Annotated in this window: 15 protein-coding genes; 12 read left to right on the top strand and 3 right to left on the bottom strand. The window is 62.9% G+C overall.

Annotated elements, in window-relative coordinates:
• The first annotated feature begins 78 nt into the window (after positions 1 to 78).
• Entirely contained in the window at positions 79 to 3510 is a 3432-nt protein-coding gene (locus tag FJQ55_RS10690; protein WP_140827801.1) for a DUF3971 domain-containing protein, read from the top strand.
• 12 nt (positions 3511 to 3522) lie between these two features.
• Here FJQ55_RS10690 and FJQ55_RS10685 read toward each other — a convergent pair whose 3' ends face one another.
• Complete coding sequence (locus tag FJQ55_RS10685; protein WP_208758195.1) at positions 3523 to 4239, bottom strand: cobalt-precorrin-6A reductase; 717 nt, start codon at positions 4237 to 4239, stop codon at positions 3523 to 3525.
• A complete protein-coding gene (locus tag FJQ55_RS10680; RefSeq protein ID WP_140827799.1) occupies positions 4229 to 5359 on the bottom strand; it encodes a cobalt-precorrin-5B (C(1))-methyltransferase in 1131 nt (376 codons plus the stop codon). The genes FJQ55_RS10685 and FJQ55_RS10680 overlap by 11 nt, the downstream gene beginning before the upstream one ends.
• 107 nt (positions 5360 to 5466) lie before the next feature.
• On the opposite strand from FJQ55_RS10680, the gene cobA reads away from it, so the two are divergent.
• The 5 genes from cobA (at position 5467) to FJQ55_RS10655 (ending at position 10143) form a co-directional block, all read left to right on the top strand.
• The gene (gene cobA, locus FJQ55_RS10675) at positions 5467 to 6324 is read left to right on the top strand and encodes a uroporphyrinogen-III C-methyltransferase (protein WP_208758194.1); all 858 of its coding nucleotides are present in this window, start codon (positions 5467 to 5469) and stop codon (positions 6322 to 6324) included.
• A complete protein-coding gene (locus tag FJQ55_RS10670) occupies positions 6321 to 7625 on the top strand; it encodes a cobyrinic acid a,c-diamide synthase CobB (RefSeq protein ID WP_140827797.1) in 1305 nt (434 codons plus the stop codon). The genes cobA and FJQ55_RS10670 overlap by 4 nt, the downstream gene beginning before the upstream one ends.
• Complete coding sequence (gene cobD / locus FJQ55_RS10665) at positions 7622 to 8620, top strand: threonine-phosphate decarboxylase CobD (RefSeq protein ID WP_140827795.1); 999 nt, start codon at positions 7622 to 7624, stop codon at positions 8618 to 8620. The genes FJQ55_RS10670 and cobD overlap by 4 nt, the downstream gene beginning before the upstream one ends.
• Before the next feature lie 3 nt (positions 8621 to 8623).
• A complete protein-coding gene (gene cbiB, locus FJQ55_RS10660; protein ID WP_140827793.1) occupies positions 8624 to 9598 on the top strand; it encodes an adenosylcobinamide-phosphate synthase CbiB in 975 nt (324 codons plus the stop codon).
• Between the two features lie 122 nt (positions 9599 to 9720).
• Positions 9721 to 10143, top strand: a complete 423-nt coding sequence (locus FJQ55_RS10655; protein ID WP_140827791.1) for a L,D-transpeptidase — start codon at positions 9721 to 9723, stop codon at positions 10141 to 10143.
• A 13-nt stretch (positions 10144 to 10156) separates the two neighbouring features.
• On the opposite strand, the gene FJQ55_RS10650 is transcribed toward FJQ55_RS10655, so the two are convergent.
• Positions 10157 to 10882 (bottom strand): Crp/Fnr family transcriptional regulator, encoded by a 726-nt coding sequence (locus tag FJQ55_RS10650; protein WP_140827789.1) that lies wholly within the window; start codon positions 10880 to 10882, stop codon positions 10157 to 10159.
• 188 nt (positions 10883 to 11070) lie between these two features.
• Between FJQ55_RS10650 and hemN the strand changes: the two genes are divergently transcribed.
• The 6 genes from hemN to FJQ55_RS10620 all read left to right on the top strand — a co-directional run bounded on the left by hemN (position 11071) and on the right by FJQ55_RS10620 (position 17105).
• Entirely contained in the window at positions 11071 to 12420 is a 1350-nt protein-coding gene (gene hemN, locus FJQ55_RS10645) for an oxygen-independent coproporphyrinogen III oxidase (protein ID WP_140827787.1), read from the top strand.
• A gap of 105 nt (positions 12421 to 12525) precedes the next feature.
• Positions 12526 to 12804 carry an acyl carrier protein gene (locus FJQ55_RS10640; RefSeq protein WP_027675812.1) on the top strand — a complete coding sequence of 93 codons (279 nt, stop codon included), beginning with the start codon at positions 12526 to 12528 and terminating at the stop codon, positions 12802 to 12804.
• Between the two features lie 27 nt (positions 12805 to 12831).
• The gene (locus tag FJQ55_RS10635) at positions 12832 to 13305 is read left to right on the top strand and encodes a 3-hydroxyacyl-ACP dehydratase FabZ family protein (protein ID WP_140827785.1); all 474 of its coding nucleotides are present in this window, start codon (positions 12832 to 12834) and stop codon (positions 13303 to 13305) included.
• Between the two features lie 104 nt (positions 13306 to 13409).
• On the top strand, positions 13410 to 14612 hold the full coding sequence (locus FJQ55_RS10630) for a beta-ketoacyl-ACP synthase (protein ID WP_140827783.1): 1203 nt from the start codon (positions 13410 to 13412) through the stop codon (positions 14610 to 14612).
• Between the two features lie 12 nt (positions 14613 to 14624).
• Complete coding sequence (locus FJQ55_RS10625; RefSeq protein WP_140827781.1) at positions 14625 to 15914, top strand: beta-ketoacyl-ACP synthase; 1290 nt, start codon at positions 14625 to 14627, stop codon at positions 15912 to 15914.
• Between the two features lie 162 nt (positions 15915 to 16076).
• Positions 16077 to 17105 (top strand): zinc-binding dehydrogenase, encoded by a 1029-nt coding sequence (locus FJQ55_RS10620; protein WP_140827779.1) that lies wholly within the window; start codon positions 16077 to 16079, stop codon positions 17103 to 17105.
• Positions 17106 to 17111: the final 6 nt, after the last annotated feature.

Genomic DNA, 17111 nt, shown 5'->3' with positions numbered 1-17111 from the left:
ACTCGATATATAGTCCGCTTGGAGGTCGTCCAGAGCGACTTGATAGCGGCATCGATCGACGGAGACAATCACCAGGACATGTCGGAGATCCGGGGCGAAAAGCTACGGTTTCGCAAGCGGGACATCGTGCCGCTGCATGCCCTCCCGTCCGCGCAGGTCGAGGATCCCCTCATTGTGCACACGCCACCGCCGCGGCGATCCGTGCTGCGGCGTATCTTCCGTATTCTCGGCGGCCTCTCGGCTCTCTGGCTCGTCGTTTTGATGGGTGTATATGCCGTCGTGGAAAGCGGTGCTCTCGATCAGGCGTTGGCGCGCCGCGCGCAAAGTGTCCTGGACGAGGCGGTTGCTCCGCAGTTTCGCGCGGTGGTCGGGTCCACGGAAGTGCGCTTCTCCGGCGACATGGAACTGACCGTCGAGGCCCATGACGTCAAGCTCACCCAGGCCGAACTGGGCCAGCAGGTGGCCGTGACGCAATCGGTCAAATTCGTTGTTGAGCCGCTCGCCTTGCTCGGCGGGCGCTTCTCCGTGCGCGAAGTTGTCAGTGAAGGCATCAGCCTCGATGCCCGACTGTTGCCGAAGCGTGAGCCGCTAGACCTGAACACGGTACGGATCGATTCGATGCCAAACGTTCTGGCGGGCGCCTTCGAGCAACTCGACCGGATCCAGTCTTTCTTCGCCCGGGGCGGCCTCGACCGGCTGCGGATCGGCGGGCTCGAAGTGGCCGCGACCACCGCCAGCGGACGTCCGCTGACGCTCGCTGTCGATGATATCGCCATGGAGCGTGGGGCAGATGATTCGCTGTCGATCTTTGGTGCTATCTCCGTCAACGGGCAGCAGACGGAACTCACCGCGTTGACCACCAATGTCGGGGGACAGGCGCAATCTCTGACGATGCGCATCGCCGATTTCCGGCTCACCCCGTTCCTGCTTCGCCGATCAAAGAACGGCGACGCCCGGCAGGGGATCGACGGTTCTGCAGAATTGTTGCTCTCGGCAAAACGCGGTGGTGCTTCCGAAGCCCCTGCATTGAACCTTGCCGTCAACATGCAGGGCGGGACCTTCTACTCGGATGGTCAGCCGCAGGAAATCACCAGGGCAAACCTCAATTTCGGCTACGACTTTACCAAGAATACGATCGAGACCGCCGATTCGCTCGCGCAGCTGGACCGGACGATCCTGCCGATCTCCGGCGGTCTGATCGATCTCGACCGACTGCCGGAGGGTCCGGAATTCGGCAAGGGGTTTGGCATCGACCTTTTGGTCTCCAATGGACGAGCTGACGTGCCCGATGCCGGAGAGACGCCGTTTCCGTTTTCGCTCAGGGGTTATGGCCGTTTTCTCGTCAACGAGAAGCTGCTGCAGCTGGACGCGGTCGATGCGTCCACGCCCCATGGTAATCTCGCGGGCAAGCTGCAGATCCGGTTCGGCGGCACCGGCCCCGAAATTCGTTTTAACGCGGCCGTCAAGAACCTGAAAACGACCGCGCTCAAGCAGCTCTGGCCTTACTGGATCGCCTCCAAGCCGCGCCATTGGGTGCTCGAAAACATCTATGGCGGCGTTATCCCGAGTGGCACGATCGACGTGTTCATCCCGCAGAACCGCCTATCGATCGAGCCGCAGTCCGTGCGCCTTGGGGAGGACGAGTTGCGCATCGGTCTGGATGTCGACGATGCCCGGATGAACCTGACCGGTACGATCCCGCCGCTGCGGGACGTCTATGGGCGCATCGACATGGTCGGCGAACGGGTCGAAGTGAAGATCCGATCGGCGGGGTCCTATTTTCCGTCGGGCCGCGTGGTAAAGCTGGATGCCGGTACGCTGGTTCTGGCGAAAGCCTATGACAAGCCGCTGATGGCGGATCTCAGCGTTGACGTGAGCGGCACCGCTGATGCCGTGGCGGAACTGGTGTCGTTCAAGCCGATCGAGGCGTTGCAGAGGACCGAGTTCGCACCCGCCGATCTCGCCGGTCAGGTGAAGGGGCATGTCGAAGCGAGGTTCGGTCTGGTTGCTGATCAAAAGCCGCCACCGCCGGTCTGGAAGGCAGAAGTCGACCTCGATCAGGTCGACGTGAAAAAGCCGTTTGACGGGCGAAGCGTGACGGATGTGACGGGGAAACTGCTGGTCGACCCGCAGGCGGCGCGCCTTGAGGCGACAGCGAAGGTCGAAGACGTTCCGATGGAGATCAGGGCGACCGAGCCGGTGCAGTCGGGACCGGATGCCGTCGCGCGCGAGCGGACGATCAGCGCGAAACTGGACAATGCCGCGCGCAACAAGCTGGTGCCCGGCCTCGGCACCATCCTTGATGGCCCCGTTTCTGTGGAGATGACCTGGCTTGGCGACAAGAGGCAGGGGGTTTCGGTTGATCTTCGAGCTGCGACGCTGACCGTCCCCTGGGTCGGCTGGAGCAAGGGGCAGGGTATCGGCGCGACTGCCAAGTTTGACCTGATCAGCGGCGAGAATAATCAGTCGACCATCGAAAACTTCATCCTGGCCGGCGATGGCTTCGGGGCCGCAGGCGAGCTGTCGATCAATCGGGACGGCCTGCAGGCCGCCAATTTCTCAAAGGTTCGTCTGGCGCCCGATGACAATATCGCGCTTACCGTGCGCAACGCCAAGGGCGTGTACTCCGTCAAGGCGAACGGCAGCGCCTTCGATGCCCGCTCGCTGATCTCGATCCTGAAGCAGCCCGACGCAAGTGAGGATGGCGGCGGTGCTGCGGGCGGTGGTGGTTCTGGCCCCGCAGTGCGGATCGACGGCCAGCTCGATCGCGTGGTCGGCTTCGGCAACGAGGCGCTATCGGGCGTGTCGCTGGTCTATTCCGGCAGCAAAGGCCGGGTGAATGCGGTGGACTTCTCCGGAGTCACCGGAAGCGGTCAGGCGGTCGTTGCCAAGCTGCGCTCTCCGGAGGGGCAGCGGGAACTGGCCTTTACCAGCAGCGACCTTGGCGCCGTCGTCCGCTTCCTCGATGTCTATAACCGTCTCAGCGGCGGGCTTGCCAATCTGAGACTGACCGAGATCCGCCCCGGTTCGTGGAGCGGCAATCTCGATGTGCGGAATGTCCAGGTTAACAATGAAGAACGTCTGCAGTCGATCGTCTCGACGCCGGCCGGCGCTGATGGACGCAGCCTCAACAGCGCCGTGCGACGCGACATCGATGTCAGTTCGGCCCGCTTCCAGCGTGCCTTTGCCCGCATCTCCGTGGTTGATGGTTCCTTGAGCGTCGAGAACGGCATCGTGCGCGGCGAGCAGATCGGGGCCACGTTCCAGGGGATCGTCCGTGACCGGGCAGGGCGGATCGACCTCACCGGCACGTTCATGCCGGCCTATGGTCTCAACCGCCTGTTTGGCGAATTGCCGGTCATCGGCGCCATTCTCGGTAATGGTCGCGACCGTGGACTGCTTGGCATCACCTTCAAGCTGACCGGTGCAAGCGCCAAGCCCAATCTGGTCATCAACCCGCTGTCGATCATCGCGCCCGGCGTTTTCCGCCAGATCTTCGAATTCCGCTGATTTCGGGCTTCTTCAGTCGCGTTCAAGCATGATGACCGGCAGGCCCAGCTGTCTCGCCGCAATCAGTTTCGCATATCCGGCCGGTCCACCCGAATTGCGGCAGACAAGATGGGTCACACCATGGGCGGTGAAGAGGTCCGCCTCACGCACGGCATCGCTTGCCGGCTTCCCCAGCACCAGTGTGTAGTCCTGGATGGGAAGCGCCGCCTCCGGGGCATCTACCATCCGGATGATGAAACGGCAGTCGCCTCTGGTCTCAAACGCATCGAGATATTGCCGACCGAGAGCCAGGAACACAGTGGCGCCGGCGGGTAGGGTATTTGCTGCCGCCTGAAGCGAACCGACCGACCGCCATCGGTCGCCCGGTTGTTTCTGCCAGCGCGGACGCAGTCTCTGCTCAAGCGCTATGCCCGTCGCAGCTGTCGCCTTGATGGCGTTCTCGGTAATGCGCCGGGCAAAGGGATGGGTGGCGTCGATGACGCGGTCATAGCCGTGTTCGCGGATATGGGCAGCAAGACCGTCGGCCCCACCGAAGCCGCCGATGCGGACCTCCCCGCGCGGCAGGATCGGGTCCAGCGTGCGCCCGGCCAGCGAGGTGGTGACTGCATGGCCCTCGTCCACCAGACGGCTGGCGAGTTCCCGTGCTTCGGCAGTACCTCCAAGAATAAGGATCTTCTGCGGCATGGCGCTTGAAGTCGCCGGTGGCGGATCGCTTGGCTTACCTGGCATGGGCGATAATGTTTCCACTGCGGTCGATGACAATGATGTCCACCGTTACTGGCGCATCGCGCAAAACCGACACAGCCGTGCGACGTGCGGCTTCAGCGATGTCGGATGCCACGTCGAGACCAAGTTCCTTCATGATTCCAAAAACCTCCAGGGCGGTGTTGGCATTCTGAATCCGCTCCCGCTCAATCTGAGTCAGGTTCTCAGCACAAGGCAATGAAAGAAAATGAAGATTGTCAATCTGGCTGCGGCCGGAATGCAGGTCGAGGGCCCCCTGGGCGAGCTTCGTCATCTTGGCGAAGCCGCCGGCAATCGTCAGCTTTGGAACCGGGTGAGCGCGCAGATATTTGAGCAGGCCGCCGGCGAAGTCGCCCATGTCGAGCAGCGCGCCGTCCGGCAGGCCGTAGAAGGTCTGTGCTGCCTTTTCCGAGGTCGATCCGGTCGCGCCCAGAACATGGGTCAGGCCCTCCGCGCGCGCCACATCGATGCCGCGGTGGATCGAATGAATCCAGGCCGCGCAGGAAAAGGGGTGCACGATGCCCGTGGTGCCCAGAATCGAGATGCCGCCGAGAATACCGAGGCGCGGGTTCCAGGTTTCCTTGGCCAGCACGTCGCCGCCCGGAACCGAGATCGTGATCTCGACATCGGGGGTGACGCCATGTGCCTTTGCCAAGGTTTCGATCTCCGCCGTCATCATGGTCCGCGGCACGGGATTGATCGCGGCTTCTCCCACGGGGATCGGCAGGCCGGGTTTGGTCACCGTGCCAACACCGTCGCCCGCCACAAAGCGGATGCCGTTTCCGGGAGCGAGCCGCCGGACCGTCGAGATTACGGTTGCACCATGGGTCACATCCGGATCATCGCCTGCATCCTTGACGATGCCCGCAAAGGCCGCACCGCTGTCGACGCCTTCGCAGGCGAGCGCGAAGGCCGGCATCTCTCCTCGCGGCAAGGTGATGGTCACGGGGTCGGGAAAGTCACCGGTGAGCAGCGCGGTGAAGGCCGCCTTGGTTGCAGCGGTCGCACAGGCGCCGGTGGTCCAGCCGCTGCGCAACCCGCCACCTTCGGGCTTGTCCACCCGTCCGCCTTCTGCGCCCAGTTGCTGGTCATCCGCTTCGCTCATGGCTCGCTTATAGGCGAGCCGCGCGCGCTGAGGAAGGCTCGGGCGGACGCGAAGTGGCGGAAAGCCGGCACGGCGCAATTGCAATTTGAAGGGCCGGAGCCTAGACCATGGCTATGAGTGACACGACGCGTCTTGCCCTGCCCATGCACCTGCCGGCCATCGAGCCCGGCCATGTCTGGCTTGCGGGCGCTGGTCCGGGCGATCCCGGGCTACTGACCTTGCTCGCGGCGAAAGGACTGGCCGAGGCGGATGTGATCGTGCACGACGCCCTCGTCAATGAAGAATGCCTGAAGCTCGCGCGCACCGGGGCCATCCTCGAATACGCTGGCAAGCGCGGCGGCAAGCCGTCTGCCAAGCAGCGCGATATTTCGCTCCGACTTGTCGAATTGGCCAAGGCCGGCCACCGCGTCCTGCGGCTGAAGGGCGGCGATCCCTTTGTCTTCGGTCGTGGCGGCGAGGAAGCTCTTACCCTGATCGAACACGGCGTTCCCTTCCGTATCGTGCCGGGCATTACCGCCGGTATCGGCGGGCTCGCCTATGCCGGCATCCCGGTCACCCACCGCGAGGTCAACCACGCCGTCACATTCCTGACGGGCCATGATTCCTCTGGCGTCGTGCCCGATCGGATCGACTGGGACGCGATCGGTCGCGGGTCACCCGTCATCGTCATGTATATGGCGATGAAGCATATCGGGCAGATTGCGGCCAATCTGGTCTCGGCTGGGCGACGTGCCGATGAGGCTGTCGCCTTCGTCTGCAATGCCGCGACTGCGGAACAGACCGTGCTTGAGACGACGCTTGGCCGCGCAGAGGCCGACATGGTGGCTGCCGGTATCGAGCCGCCGGCCATCGTGGTGATCGGCGAAGTCGTGCGGCTGCGCCCCTCGCTCGACTGGCTGGGTGCGCTTTCGGGCCGCAAACTCCTGCCCGACCCATTTGCCGTGGATCGGAAAGACACCGCATGAGCGGGCTCGTCATCGCCGCGCCGTCCTCCGGTTCCGGCAAGACGGTGGTGACGCTCGGCTTGATGCGGGCGCTGTCGCGGCGCGGGATCAAAGTGGCCCCTGGCAAGGCTGGCCCCGATTACATCGACCCTGCCTTTCATGCGGCGGCCTCGGGGTTTACCTGCTTCAATTTCGATCCCTGGGCCATGCGTCCTGCCGCCCTGCGAGATCAGGCGAAGCGCTCGTCGCAGGTAGGCCTTCTCATGATCGAGGCGATGATGGGCCTGTTCGATGGGGCTGCCGATGGCACCGGTAGCGCCGCTGATCTCGCCGCTCTCTTGTCACTGCCCGTCGTTCTTGTGATCGACTGCGCTCGAATGTCACAATCGGTTGCGGCCATGGCGACCGGATTTGCTCGTTTCCGTGCCGATGTGCAGGTGGCGGGCGTCATTCTCAACAAAGTCGGCAGCGCCAGACACGAAGCCATGCTGCGCGCCGCACTGCAGAGCACTGGCCTTCCGGTTGTCGGCGTATTGCGTTCCAACCCCGACCTGCGCCTGCCGGAACGGCATCTTGGCCTGGTGCAAGCCAGCGAGCACGCAGGGCTCGAAGCCTTTATCGAAGCGGCTGCCGATGCGATCGAAGAAGGATGTGACCTTTCGGCGCTGACGGGGCTAGCAGCGACCACGGCCGTCTCGCAGCCTTCGCCCGTCGTTGTCGGGATCGCCCCATTCGCCCAACACATCGCGGTCGCGCGCGACATTGCCTTTGCCTTTTCCTATCCGCATCTGCTGGACGGCTGGCAACGCCAGGGCGCCGAGTTATCCTTCTTCTCGCCGCTCGCCGACGAGGCGCCGTCGCAGGATGCCGGTGCCGTGTATCTGCCTGGCGGCTATCCGGAACTGCATGCCGGCCGGATCGCTGCAGCGCAGACCTTCAAAGCCGGGATGGAAAGGGCGGTCAGCCGAGGTGTGACCGTCTATGGCGAATGCGGCGGCTATATGGTTCTCGGCGAGGGACTCGTCGATGCCGCAGGCGAGCAACATCAGATGCTCGGGCTGTTGCCGCTTGTCACCAGCTATGCGGCCCGCGCCCGTCACCTCGGCTATCGTCGGCTGAGATCCTTGGCGCAGGATCTGCTGCCCGGTTCTTTTTCCGCCCATGAATTCCACTATTCGACGGTGGTGTCTGAGGGCGCTGCCGAACGTCTCTTCGAGGCGGAGGATGCAATGGGCGAGGCGCTCGGCGCGTTCGGACTGTGCCGCGGCAAGGTATGCGGATCCTACATGCATCTGATCGATCGCATGGGAGATAGTGCATGATCGCGCCCATTCAGCATGGCGGCGGCCTTGCAGCGGCGGCCGAACTCTATGGCGGAAGAATTGAAGAATGGCTCGATCTGTCGACGGGCATCAACCCGTGCCCGCCGCCTTTGCCAGAGATTTCGCCTCGCGCTTGGCACCGCCTGCCGGACCTCGAGCGCGAGCAGGCTGCGCGCAACGCTGCGCGTTGCTATTATCGCTCTGGCGATCGGCTGCCTCTGCCGGTCCCTGGCACGCAATCGGTCATCCAGCTTCTGCCGCGCCTCGTGCGGCCGGGCAGCCGCGTTGCCATCCTGTCGCCGACTTATGGCGAATATGCCCGGGCCTTTCAGCAGGCGGGCTTGCCCATCGATCGGATCGTGGATCTCGATACCATCACGCCGGACCACGGCATGGTCGTCGTGGTCAATCCGAACAATCCGGATGCGCGTGCGATTCCGCCCGAACGCCTCATGCGGCTTGCAGACGACGTCGGCCGTACAGGCGGCCTACTCCTTATCGACGAGGCCTTCGGGGACATGCTTCCTCAGTTGAGCATGGCGGGGAGTGGGCATCCCGCGGTCATCATCTTCCGGTCTTTCGGCAAATTCTTCGGCCTTGCCGGTATCCGCCTCGGGTTCCTCGTCGCGGAAGACGGCATCACCGATCAGTTTGCGGAGTGGCTCGGCCCCTGGGCGGTGTCCGGTCCGGCGCTCGAAATTGCGGCGCAGTTGCTCACTGCCGATAGCGAACACATCCGGAGAGGGATTGGCGAGCGCTGTCGGACTCTTCATGCCGTGCTTCGAGATGCCGGCCTCTTCATTCGGGGGGATGCCGGACTTTTGACGCTGGTCGAGGATCCAAGGGCAGGGGACCTGCACACCCATCTTTGCCGCCATCGCATTCTGACCCGCAGATTCGACTACCGGCCGGACTGGCTCCGCTTCGGGCTGTCTCCCGACCAGGACGGCGACCGCCGGCTTGCCGAGGCGCTGAAGATGTGGCGTAACGCCTGAGCCATGATCCATCTCGTCCTTCTCTTTCTCGCCCTTGTTCTCGACCGCATCATCGGCGACCCGCCCTGGCTGTGGCGGCAGGTGCCGCATCCGGTGGTGGTCTTCGGCAAGGGGATCGACGCCTTTGAGCAGCGTCTGAATGGCAAGGGGTTCACCCCCGAGGGGCGGCGGCTGAACGGCGTCGTCACCATCCTCGCGCTTCTGCTGCTGTCGGCAGCCAGCGGGGCGGTCCTCTCCAACATGGCGTCCAGGCTCGGGATATTCGGTTCGGTGCTGGAGATCGTGGTGGTGGCGGTGTTCCTCGCGCAAAAAAGTCTCGGTGATCATGTGCTTGCCGTGGCCAACGGGCTGCGGTCCGATGGGCTTCCCGGCGGGCGCCGGGCCGTTGCTATGATTGTCGGGCGTGACCCGAACACGCTGGACCAGTCCGGTGTCTGCCGCGCGGCGATCGAGAGCTTGTCGGAGAATTTTGCCGATGGCGTGGTCGCGCCGGTCTTCTGGTACGCCATCGCGGGTCTGCCGGGGCTCCTCGCCTACAAGATGCTCAACACGGCCGATTCGATGGTCGGCCACAAGAACGAGCGTTTTCTTGAGTTCGGCTGGGCCTCGGCGCGGCTCGACGATCTCGCCAACTGGCCGGCTGCCCGGCTCTCGGCGCTGCTGATTGCCGCTGCTGCAGCCATAAGGCTCGGCCCCGCTGCCGGACGTCGATCCCTGTCTGCGGCGCTGCGCGACAGCGGCCTGCATCGCTCACCCAATTCAGGCTGGCCGGAATCGGCCATGGCCGGGGCCCTTGACCTTCAACTCGCCGGTCCTCGCGTCTATGGCGGGGTGCGTGTCAGCGAACCCATGATGCATGCCGCCGGGAGATCCGCGGCAATTCTTGCTGACATCGTCGCCGGTATCTCAGTGTTCTACTCGGCCTGCAGCCTTCTTGCGGTGCTGGCTGCCATTTTAGCGCTCGTCTCCTACCTCTAAGCGACCGGAATGGCTCTAACCAGGCGGGTGACCCTTTTTGGGCGGCGCCGCTGTCTGTGTTTTCTTTTTTTCGGCGCAACCTAAAATGTCCCCGGGCAAAGGGGTGCCCTTCGGGGGTAATTATGCGCACCACGGCAGCGTTGGGGGCATTGATCATTGCGTTGTTGCCGCTGTCGGCAAACGCCAAGTCGCTCGTCGCGCGCGTCAGCCTGTCAGCGCAAACGATGACGGTGAGCGAGGACGGCGTCGTTCGGTACCGCTGGAAGGTTTCGACGGGAAGGTCGGGCTATTCAACGCCAACCGGTTCTTGGCGGGCCAAATGGGCGTCGCTTCATCATCGCTCGCGCAAATATGACAATGCGCCCATGCCTTACGCCATTTTCTTTAATGGCGGATATGCTGTGCATGCCACTTTCGACGTGAAGCATCTCGGGCACCCGGCGTCCCATGGATGTGTGCGACTCCACCCCGACAATGCAGCGCAATTCTACCAGCTCGCCCGTCGAAACGGGCTCGGCAACACGAGGATCATGATCTCGCAATAGGTCGAGCCGAAGGTCAATCGATTCCGGCGGCGTCGCGCAGGCGCTCCAGCTTCGGCACGATGACGTGACGATTGTTCTCGATCACGATGACGCCGTCCTTGCGCAGCTTGGTCATCTGACGGCTCACCGTCTCAATCGTCAGACCGAGAAAGTCCGCGATATCGGCGCGTGACAGTGGCAGATCGAAAGTCTGGGCATTGCCGCGATCCGGATCGATATGCGTGGCGATCAGGTAGAGGAAGTTGGCCACCTTTTCCTGTGCCGTCTTGCGGCCAAGCGTCAGCATCCACTCGCGTGCCTCGTCCAGTTCCTTGAGCGACTGGTTGTGCAGCTTGCGTTCCATGTCCGGCACTTCGCTGACCATGCGGTCGACGACATTGCGTGGGAAGGTGCAGATTTCAGTGTCGGTCGCGGCTTCTGCCGTGATGGTGCTTTCGCCAAGGAAGGGGCGGCCCAGGAAATCGGGCGCAAACTGCAGGCCGACGATCTGCTGGCGGCCGTCCGCCATCATCTTGGAAAGCTTGATCACACCTTTGAGAATGTTGCTGTAGCTGCCGACCGTCTCGCCCTGACCGATCACCTCATTGCCCGCGTCGATTCGCCGGCGAATGGAGTGACGGTTGAGTTCGGTGAGCTGGTTCGCGGTCAATACCGAGCACAGCCCGCCGTGACGCGCCTCGCAAGCCCGACAAACGCCCGGGGCTTCGCATTCCGGCAAATGTTTGAGATAGGTGTCCATGATCACGCCGCCCTGGGAGGCCGTGCGACAACGATCCGCATCGAACGACCTGCATGGCCTTTTCGGCCTCTGAGTTCCGTAGAACTTACTTGAGAAATGTAACATCAAATTGATCGAAGTCAAAGGCCGCATTGTCGCACGGCGCTATCTTTGGTCGTAGTCGACACAGCTTCGGGACCACGCAGATCATGCCAGATTCACTTCTCAAAAAATATTCCGGGGCCGTGCCGCGCTATACCAGCTATCCAACGGCACCGCACTTCCACGAGGGGGTCGATACGGGCGTCTATGCCGAATGGCTGCAGGCAATCACCGACGAGCAGACGCTGTCCCTCTACCTCCATATTCCCTATTGCGACCGGCTCTGCTGGTTCTGCGCATGCCACACAAAGCATACACTGAAATATGAACCTATCGCGATCTATCTGGAATCTTTAAGAAAAGAAATCGCGGCCGTCGGAAAGCTCGTAAACCGCGATGCGGTCGTGACTGCCGTGCATTTTGGTGGCGGTTCGCCGACCATGGTGCGGCCGGACGATCTCGTCGATCTGATGGCGGCGCTGCGCGACGCCTTCCGTTTCTCGGATGAGGTCGAGATTAGCGTCGAGATGGACCCGAACGATTTGGACGAACCGCGCTACGATGCGCTGGCGCGGATCGGGATGACACGTGCCAGTCTCGGTGTTCAGGATTTCCACCCTGACGTGCAGCGCGCCATCAACCGTATCCAGACGTTCGAACATACGAAGTCGGTGGTCGATGCCGTCAGGGTGCGGGGCGTGCATTCGGTCAACTGCGACATCCTCTATGGCCTGCCGCATCAGACCGAGGAGACGCTCGCCGATACGGTGCGCGACATTCTCTCGCTTTCTCCCGATCGGATCGCGCTCTTCGGCTACGCGCATGTGCCGTGGATGAAGAAGCACCAGACAATGATCAGGGAGGACGTGCTGCCCGGCATCGAGGCGCGTTTTGCCCAGATGAGCCTGGCAGCCCGAATGTTGGTGGAGGCGGGGTACGAGCCGATCGGTATCGACCATTTCGCTCGACCTACCGACAGCATGGCGATCGCCCAGCGGGAAGGGCGCCTGCGCCGCAATTTCCAGGGCTACACGGTCGACGCAGCCGACGCGCTGATCGGGCTCGGGGCTTCTTCGATCGGGCAATTGCCTCAGGGTTATGTGCAGAACATGCCAGCGACCGGCGAATACCAGCGCATGGCTGATAACGGGGGGCTCGCCGCAGTGCGCGGCGTGGCCGTCACCGATGACGACCGCATGCGGCGCCGGGTGATCGAGGAAATCATGTGCCGCTTCGAACTCTCCTTCGACGCGTTACGGGCCGAATTCGGTGCGGACGCGGAGGCAATCGTCGGGGAAGCGGGTAGCTTCGCCGCGTCGAACCAGGATGATATCTGTCGGCTGGTGGGCGATCGCTTCACCATCACGGAGGCTGGCCGACCCTTCGCCCGCACGATTGCGGCCGTCTTCGACAGCTACCTCGCCAACGGCAAGGGCCGGCATTCCATTGCTGTTTAGGCAACACCTCGGGGCCAAATGTTGCGTCCGCGAAAAACGGCCATTGGCATTTCCCCCTGTTTTCCCTATGTGGAACACAGAATTTGAGACATATGAGGTACTGGCGTGACCGCTACATTCGACAAAGTTGCCGACATCATTGCTGACACCAGCGAAATCGATCGCGAGACGATTACGCCGGAAAGCCACACGATTGACGACCTCGGCATCGACAGCCTCGACTTCCTCGACATCGTTTTCGCGATCGACAAGGAATTCGGCATCAAGATCCCGCTTGAGCAGTGGACGCAGGAAGTCAACGAAGGCAAGGTTTCGACCGAGGAATACTTCGTCCTGAAGAACCTCTGTGCCAAGATCGACGAACTGAAGGCCGCCAAGGGCTGATCCGTCTTCTCAAGGACGGAAATCGTCATGCTGCTTGAATATTTCCAGATGATTGACAAGGTCGAGAGCGTGGATCTCGGCCTTGGTCGTTTGAAGGCCCAGTCGGTCGTGCCGATGGAAAGCCCCGTGTTCGAGGGTCATTTCCCCGGCATGCCGCTGGTGCCCGGCGTTCTCCTGATCGAGACCATGGCGCAGGCCTCCGGCATGCTGCTGCTCGCGGTCAAGGATTTTTCCGCCATGCCTTTCCTGATGTCGGTTGATGGTGCCAAGATGCGCACTTTCGTCGAGCCGGGCGCCATCCTCGATATCGAGGCGGAGCTGGAACACGACGGATCTGGCTTTGCTGTTACCAAGGCAAGGATCACCAGCGCCGGCAAGAAGGTCTGCGATGCCCAGCTAAAGCTGCGCACCGTGCCCTTTTCCGAAGTGCCGTTGGCGCCGATCGTGCGCAAGCGTGCCGAGGAAGTCGGCCTCGTCGCTGCCATGGCTGCACAGGGCTAAAGGCCTCAGCCTGCGCTTTGACGCAATCGCCTCTTGACCTTCGGGCCTTATTCGGGAAAACCCGCTTTTTAACGCCGACCCTCCCGTCGGCGAGAGGATTGCATATGGTCAAACAGCCGAATGATGTGGTGATCACCGGGATTGGCATCGTCACCTGCCATGGCACGGGCAAGGAGCCGCATATCGCCCTCCTGTCTTCTCCCCAGGCACCGGAGCCGGTGCTGGAGACGGAGAAGTTCAGCCCTTACGTCGTGCACCGCCTGCCTGAGATCGACTGGTCTGCCCAGATTGGTCGCAAAGACCAGCGGCAGATGGAAAACTGGCAGCGCCTCGGCGTGTTTGCGGCGGGCCTCGCGCTCGATGATGCCGGCATGAAGGACGATGTCGAGGCTTGTGGCTCGATGGACCTGATCGTGGCCGCCGGCGGTGGCGAACGTGACATCGCGGTCGACAGCCTGATCGTTGACGAGGCGCTGAAGCGCAACGACCGCGAACGGCTGCTGATCGAAAAGCTGACCACCGAGCTTCGCCCGACGCTCTTCCTCGCACAGCTGTCCAATCTGCTCGCTGGCAATATTTCCATCGTGCACAAGGTCACCGGATCGTCGCGGACCTTCATGGGTGAGGAATCCGCCGGCATATCCGCCATAGAGACCGCCTTTGCCCGCATCAAGGCCGGTCAGTCGACCCACACCCTGGTCGGCGGCGCCTTCATCGCCGAGCGCGCCGATATCCTGCTCCTGGTCGAGGGAATCCGCGCCCACCAGACGGGTCCATGGCAGCCGCTTTGGGCGCGCGATGGCTCTGAGGGCGGCGGCATGATCCTTGGAACGGTCGGGGCCTTTCTGGTGCTTGAGTCCCGTGAGCATGCAGAAGCGCGGGGCGCACATATCTACGCCGTGCTCGACGCTGTCGAAGGCGATCGTGGCAGCCGCGATGAGGGCAAGCTTGAGGCGCGCCTCAACCGCATCGCGCCCGAAGCCTCGTCGCTTTCGGCTGACGACACCATCGTCTTTTCCGGGGCGTCGGGCCTCGCGGACCTTACGCGACGTGAGAAGGCTTCCCTTGCGGAACGTTTCTCCGGCATGCCTGTTCGCGGCTTTGCCGGTTCGATCGGCCATTCGCTGGAAGCGCAGTTCCCGGCGGGGCTTGCTCTTGCGGCACTTGCCATCGATTCCGGTGCGATCGTTCCCGCCTTCGATGCCGCCCATGAGACCGCGCAAGCGTCCGCCGCGCGGCATGCCATCGTCACCACCGTCGGCTATGTGCGGGGCGAGGGCCTTGCCGTGCTCTCGGCCGATGCGTGAGGAGATCGTTCGATGACTGACACACGTTTCAAGGATCACCTCGGCCGCCCGATCGTCGCCGTTACCGGCATGGGCGTGATCACCTCGCTTGGCCAGGGGCTTTCCGACAACTGGGCGAAGCTGACGTCCGGCCAGTCCGGCATTCATTACATCAAGCGCTTCGAAACCGAGGGCATGTCAACCCGCATCGGCGGTACCGTCGATTTCATCGCGGTGCCGGCCAACAACGCTGTCGAGCGTTCCTACGCGCTGGCGCGCGAAACCACGATCGAAGCGCTCGCCCAGGCTGGCCTCAACGGTGATTTCAACGGGCCGCTGTTTCTCGCCGCCCCGCCGGTCGAGCCGGAATGGCACGATCGTTTTGCGCTAGCAGAGCGCGCGCCGCCGTCGACCGAGCCGAGCGACGCCTATGTGCGCTTCCTTGCCGCCATGCGCGAAAAGCCGGATCCGGTCTTCCTTGAAGCCGTACAGTTCGGCTCGATCTCGGAGCGCCTCGCCGACAAGTTCGGCACGCGCGGCCTGCCGGTGACGCTGTCGACGGCCTGCGCCTCCGGCGCCACCGCAATCCAGCTCGGCGTCGAGGCGATCCGTCAGGGGCGGACCGACCGTGCACTGACGGTCGCGACCGACGGTTCGATCAGCCCGGAATCCGTCATCCGCTTCTCGCTGCTCTCGGCGCTCTCAACCCAGAACGATCCGCCTGAAAAGGCATCCAAGCCGTTCAGCAAGGAGCGCGACGGTTTCGTGATCGCCGAGGGGGCAGCCACCCTCGTTCTGGAATCGCTGGAGTCCGCAGTGGCCCGTGGCGCCAAGGTGCTCGGCGTTATCAAGGGCTGCGGCGAAAAGGCCGACTATTTTCACCGCACCCGCTCGTCCCCCGACGGCGGCCCGGCGATTGCCACGATCAAGGCAGCACTTGCCGATGCTGGCCTCTCCGAGGACGCAATCGGCTATATCAATGCCCATGGCACCTCGACGCCTGAAAACGACAAGATGGAATATGGCGCCATGCTGTCCGTCTTCGGTGACCGGTTGAAGGACGCGATACCGTGCTCGTCGAACAAGTCCATGATCGGTCATACGCTGACCGCCGCCGGTGCGGTCGAGGCGGTGTTCTCGATCCAGACCATGCTGACCGGCACGCTGCCGCCGACGATCAATTACGCCAATGCCGATCCCTCGATCGTGCTCGACGTTGTGCCGAATGCGAAGCGGGAGGCGTCTGTGTCGGCCGTTCTCTCCAATTCCTTCGGCTTCGGCGGCCAGAATGCCAGCCTTGTCATGACGCGGGATCCGGTCTAAGGCCTGCGCCAACAAGGCGGGACGTCATCCTCGGCTTCAAGCCGAGGATCCACGAACCTCGCAAAGAACAATGAAGGTCGGCAGATGCTCGGGACATGCCCGGGCATGATGATGAGAGCGTGACGACGCCTCATCCGCCCTAAGCCCTGAAGGAAAGATGTCATGCGCGCATTGCAACTGGTCGAAGACCGCAAGCTCGAAATTGTCGATCTGCCGGAGCCGGAAGCGCCCGGTCCGGGCGAAGTGACTCTGCGCGTCAAAGCGGTCGCGCTGAACCACATTGACGTCTGGGGTTGGCGCGGCATGGCCTTCGCCAAGCGCAAGATGCCACTTGTCATCGGGGCGGAAGCTTCCGGCGTGGTCGAGGCGATTGGCCCCGGTGTCGGCAATATCCTGCCGGGCCAGCTCGCCGCCGTCTACGGCGCGCGGACCTGCGGTCTCTGCAAGCCCTGCCGCGAAGGCCGCGACAATCTCTGCGAAAACGTCTCAGGCGTGCACGGCTTCCACCTCGATGGATTCGCCCAGGAGAAGATCAACCTGCCGGCCCGTCTGCTGGTGCCGGCCCCTCCGGGTGTCGACGCCATCGGTGCGGCTCTTGCTCCGGTGACCTTCGGCACGGTCGAACACATGCTGTTCGACAATGCCAAGCTGGAGCCGGGCGAGACCATCCTCGTTCATGCCGGCGGTTCCGGCATCGGCACGGCCGCTATCCAGCTGGCCAAGAAGATGGGCTGCACCGTCATCACCACCGTCGGCTCCGACGACAAGATCGAGCCGGCCAAGGCGCTGGGTGCCGATCATGTCATCAACTACCGCACCGATCGTTTCGAAGGTGTCGTGCGCAAGCTGACCAAGAAGAAGGGCGTCGATGTCGTCTTCGAACATGTGGGCAAGGACACCTGGGCCGGCTCCATGCTCTGCCTGAAGCGCGGTGGCCGCCTCGTCACCTGCGGTTCGACCTCGGGTGTTTCGACCGACATGAACCTGATGATGCTTTTCCAGCAACAGTTGAAGCTGCTCGGTTCCTTCGGCTGCCGCATGGAAAACATGGCGAACGCCATGCAGAAGATGGCGCGCGGCATCGTCCATCCGGTCATCGATACGCAGGTTTCCTTTGATGACATCGATCGAGCTCTGTCGCGGATGGAAGGTCGCCAGGTGTTCGGCAAGATCATCCTGAAGATGGATTGATCCGGT

The organism is Rhizobium glycinendophyticum (assembly GCF_006443685.1).
Classification (GTDB): Bacteria; Pseudomonadota; Alphaproteobacteria; order Rhizobiales; family Rhizobiaceae; genus Allorhizobium; species Allorhizobium glycinendophyticum.
The sequence above is the reverse complement of the archived record's forward strand: the minus strand, read 5'-3'. Positions and strand labels throughout refer to the sequence as shown.